Here is a 4,001-nt window from a genome sequence, read left to right as displayed (position 1 = left end):
GTGATGGTTTCAAGTCCTGTTTTCTCAAAAAACGCCTCCTTCGTGAATGTGGTGATGTCCCGGAATTTCGGCACATACGGCCAATGCTTTTTCAGGATGGAATAGGGATAGTCCGCCCACTCGCATTGGCAGACCGTTTCAAAGCCTGCCGCCTCTGCCGCCAGGTCCAGCCCGCCGATGCCGGAAAAGAGGCTGACATGGGTGAGCTTATTCATGGCTGATCTGCTCCCCAGGGATCAGCTCCGCCCGGAACCGCTTGATGACCGCCGCCTCCAATTCATCCTGACAAAAGTTACTGTCATCGGAAAGACCCAGCTTGCGGCGCAGCCTGTTCAGCGTCTTTTCATAGTTCCCGTATTTCTTTTGCAGTCGGAGAAAATCTTTCTCGTTCTGCGCCTGCGACAGACACTTGGCGATGCTGTACCAGGTCACCAGGAACATGTGCAGTTCGCTCACCAGCAGCCGGAATCCGCTGCCGGGGATCAGATAGTGTTCCTCCTGGCGGCCGCCGCCCGGTTCGGGTTCGTCGTCCTCGCACTCCACATAGAAGGCGTCCAGCTCGCACAGCTCCCGCGCCTTCATCCCGGCAAGGTCCGCCTTGTCGCCGAACACCAGGTAACGGCCGGGAATGTTCCAGGCATCAAACTTGTCATCGGCGATCTGGCCGTACCGCTTCGCCGCCGCAATGAACGCCTCGACATCCTCCCGGTCCTTGATTTTTCCGGCAAGGAAGGCAAGCTGATGAAGCAGCCCGTAGAGATGCACTTCCTCGTCGATATGTGCCTCATAGGTCTTTTCCTCGATAACATACAGCTTTTCCTGTTCCATATCCTTATCCCATCCTTTCCTTCCATTCCAGCCGCATTTGCCCAGCATCCAGCAGTAGACGGATCACATTCTTCCCCTGGGGCGTAATCAAGGTCTGCTGTCCAAAATGCCCGTATTTCCAGAAGTCCTTCACACGGAACAACCCGTCATTGGAGGGCTTGGCATAGGGCAGAAGGTATCCGGCCGGGCAGCGGTACAGAAATCCCGCGTCCATCAGGAAACGGCAAAACGCACGTTCCCCGATTTGCAGTTCCTTCGCCGTAGCCCGGATATTGGTGCAGTTTTCTTCATGGACAAAGGCGTCATAAAAATCTGCTTTCGGCCGCAGCCGTTCCACCTCGCCGGAGAGCTGCCGGTTTTTCTCATGCTCGGCAAGAAGCTGGTCGGCAAAAGCCAGCAGTATTTCCGGTTTTTCCGCCGCCTGCTCCAGAAGGGAGGCAGTCATGTACCCGCCCGTCTTGCGGATCATGGGGAGAACTTCGTCAAACACCCATTTTTCAAAGCGTTCCGCACCAGGCAGCCGACTATGAACGATCAGGCGGTACACATCACCCTCCGGGATAAAAGCCATCGTCTGGTCTCCGCTTGTGGTGGGGATGGAACATTTCGTTCCCCCCCTCGTATGATCCCGGACTGCCTTACGGGGATTGCTATACCCCAGGGCCTTTGCCACATCCGAACCGCAAAATAGATACTTGCCGTTCTGCTCGATTACTCGGATGCTGCCAAATTCGCGGTTATTGAAAACCGCCATCTTGTTATCCATTCTGGTCCTCCTTTTCGTCGTCCACAGTTTCGTGTGCAACCTCGCTGGGCTTGGTGGTGAGCAGCTTATAAAGCTCGGTATCCTTGGGGAAGTCATCCGCAAAGGGCAGGATGACATTATTGAAGAACAGCAGCCCGTGACCCGGCTCGGAATTGGTCACATAGGCAAGCTGCTCCGACGAAATGTTCAGCCGCTCCGCCAGTATCTTGCGGTCGCCCGCCGCCTGATTGAGCATATAGATGAAGTCGCTGTTCTCCAGGATGTTTTCAATCTCCGGAGAGGAAAGCAGGTCTTTGGGGTTCTGGGTCGCCCCGGTGGGGATACCGCCCCACTTGCGGAAGCGTTTCCAAATCTCGGCGCTGTACGCCGCAGTCTGTTCCTCCTTCAGCAGAAGGTGGAACTCGTCCACGAAGTACCAGGTGGAGCGCCCGATAGCCCGGTTGATGGTGACGGTATTCCACACCGCATCCTGGACAATGAGCATCCCCGGCTTTTTCAGGTTTTTGCCCAGACCCTTGATGTCGAAGCAGACAAGACGGTTGGAGATGTCCACGGTGGTGCGGTGGTTGAAGAAGTTCAGGGAGCCGTTCACATAGAGGTCCAACGCCTGTGCCACCCGGTCGGCCTCCGGGATATGCTGGGACAGCAGGGCGTTCATCAAATCGCCCAGAATCGGCATATTCTCCGGCTTGGGGTCCGCAAAGTAGGGGTGATAGATCATCTGCACCGCCCGGTCGATGACGGTTTTCTCGATGGCCTCCAGCCCAGTTTTGCTGCCCATGATGAGCTCGCAGAAGGACAGCACAAAGTCCGATTTCAGCGCCAGCGGGTTTTCTTCCTCGGAGTAGTTGAGGTTGATGTCCAGAGGGTTCACATAGTCGGTGCTGGACGGGGATAGCCGGATCACCTGACCGCCCAGCCGCTTCACCAGAGGCGAATACTCGTCCTCCGGGTCGCAGATGATGACATTATCCTGGGTCATCAGCATGATAAAGGTGATCTCACGTTTGCAGCTCATGGATTTGCCGCTACCGGGGGTGCCGAACACAAGACCGTTGGGACAGCGGGATTGCTTGCGGTCCAGCAGGATCATGTTGTTGGAGAGAGCGTTGAGGCCGTAGTACATGGCGTCCCCGCCCATAAATACCTCCTGGGTGACGAAGGGGACGAACACCGCCAGGGCCGATGTGGTCAGGCTCCGTTCGATCTTGATGCGGTTGAGGCCCAGGGGAAGGCTACTCATAAGCCCGTCCTCCTGCTGGAAGTCCAGCCGGGTCAGAAGGCAGTTGTAGGTCTGGGCGACGCTGGCCGCCTGGGATACGGCGATCTCCAGCTTTTGTCGGGTTTCCGCTGTGTGCAGCACCAAAAAGGTCATGTTGAACATTCTCTCGTTGCGGGATTGCAGGTCGGTGAGCAGGTCCTTCGCCGCGCCGCCGTAGGTGGAGAGGTCCGAAGGAAGGATGTCCATATCGTAGCCGCTGCGCACCGCCCGCTTCTGCTCCTGTATCTTCATGGCGTCCAGGTCGGTGATCTTCCGCTTGACCATTTTGATGGCCTCGTTCTGGTTGATGCCCCGGATGTGCATGGTCACCATGATATTTCCGTCCGCCTCCATAAAGTCGGTGAGGATGCGGTCGTGCATCTCCGGCGCCAGAATTTGCAGGAAGGACACCGCCCCGTACCGTCTGCCGATGCGGAAGGTACGGGTCTCCCCGAAGTGGAAGGAGGACGGAGAAATGAAGTCCTTCACCGAAAGGCCGCTGGCCGGGAGCCAGTCCCATTCAAAGGCGAACTGCCCTCCCTCCGGGTGGAGGATGTTGTAAAGCAGCTCCAGCCGCTCCTTTCCGTCCAGCACATGAGCCGTTGCCCCCATGACCTTGAAGCGGTTGAGGGTGTCGGTCTCAATGCGGGCAAACCGCGCCCGCGCTGCCGGAAGGTTCTCCGCCTCGATGGTCAGGGTCACATACTTGGTTTTCACATAGCCGTTGCTGCCCCGCTCATACTGGAAGCGGAGTATCCCGGCCGCATCCTCCCGGACAGGGTCCATGTCGTCACCCTGGGGACGGATGCCGAACAGGTCCTCCTCCGGCCCATGCTCCACATACCGGCTGCTGAGCGACATCTGCACCCCGATGGTGGGGTCGTAGCCGTTGTAGAAATCGCAGAGGTGTTCAAATATATCCCGCTGGCCCTCCGGCGAAGCCAGGCGGTAGTTGACATCCTCGAAGGCGATGGTCTTGGAGAAGGTCCCGCCCTCCAGCCGGCACAGGCCGTCCGGGAACATATTGCGGAAAGGGATGCTGTCCTGCACCGTATGGGTTTTCCCATCGCCCTTTGCCTGCCGGATCACCGCCTCGATCTGCCTGCGCTCGTCACGGGTCAGCTTACGTCTGGGCTTTGCCGTTTT

The 4,001-nt window shown here is 57.6% G+C and carries 4 protein-coding genes; all 4 read right to left on the bottom strand.

Annotation, left to right across the window (positions count from 1 at the left end; translation table 11 throughout):
• Positions 1 to 215: DNA cytosine methyltransferase (locus tag U0L91_RS05185; RefSeq protein WP_330045142.1), on the bottom strand; the 215-nt coding region annotated here is incomplete at its 3' end.
• Positions 208 to 828, bottom strand: a complete 621-nt coding sequence (locus U0L91_RS05180; protein ID WP_330045141.1) for a hypothetical protein — start codon at positions 826 to 828, stop codon at positions 208 to 210. The genes U0L91_RS05185 and U0L91_RS05180, both read right to left, overlap by 8 nt.
• 4 nt (positions 829 to 832) lie before the next feature.
• Entirely contained in the window at positions 833 to 1,594 is a 762-nt protein-coding gene (locus U0L91_RS05175; RefSeq protein WP_330045140.1) for a BRO family protein, read from the bottom strand.
• Positions 1,587 to 4,001, bottom strand: a 2,415-nt coding sequence (locus tag U0L91_RS05170) for a VirB4-like conjugal transfer ATPase, CD1110 family (protein WP_481804517.1), incomplete at its 5' end; no start/stop codon positions are given. The genes U0L91_RS05175 and U0L91_RS05170, both read right to left, overlap by 8 nt.

The sequence above is a fragment of the Gemmiger sp. genome, assembly GCF_036306485.1.
Lineage (GTDB): Bacteria > Bacillota > Clostridia > Oscillospirales > Ruminococcaceae > Gemmiger.
The sequence above is the reverse complement of the archived record's forward strand: the minus strand, read 5'-3'. Positions and strand labels throughout refer to the sequence as shown.

Bases quoted from the DNA above. Each gene is read 5' to 3' on its own strand.
- U0L91_RS05180 (WP_330045141.1), bottom strand. From the start codon at position 828: ATGGAACAGGAAAAGCTGTATGTTATCGAGGAAAAGACCTATGAGGCA.
- U0L91_RS05175 (WP_330045140.1), bottom strand. From the start codon at position 1,594: ATGGATAACAAGATGGCGGTTTTCAATAACCGCGAATTTGGCAGCATC.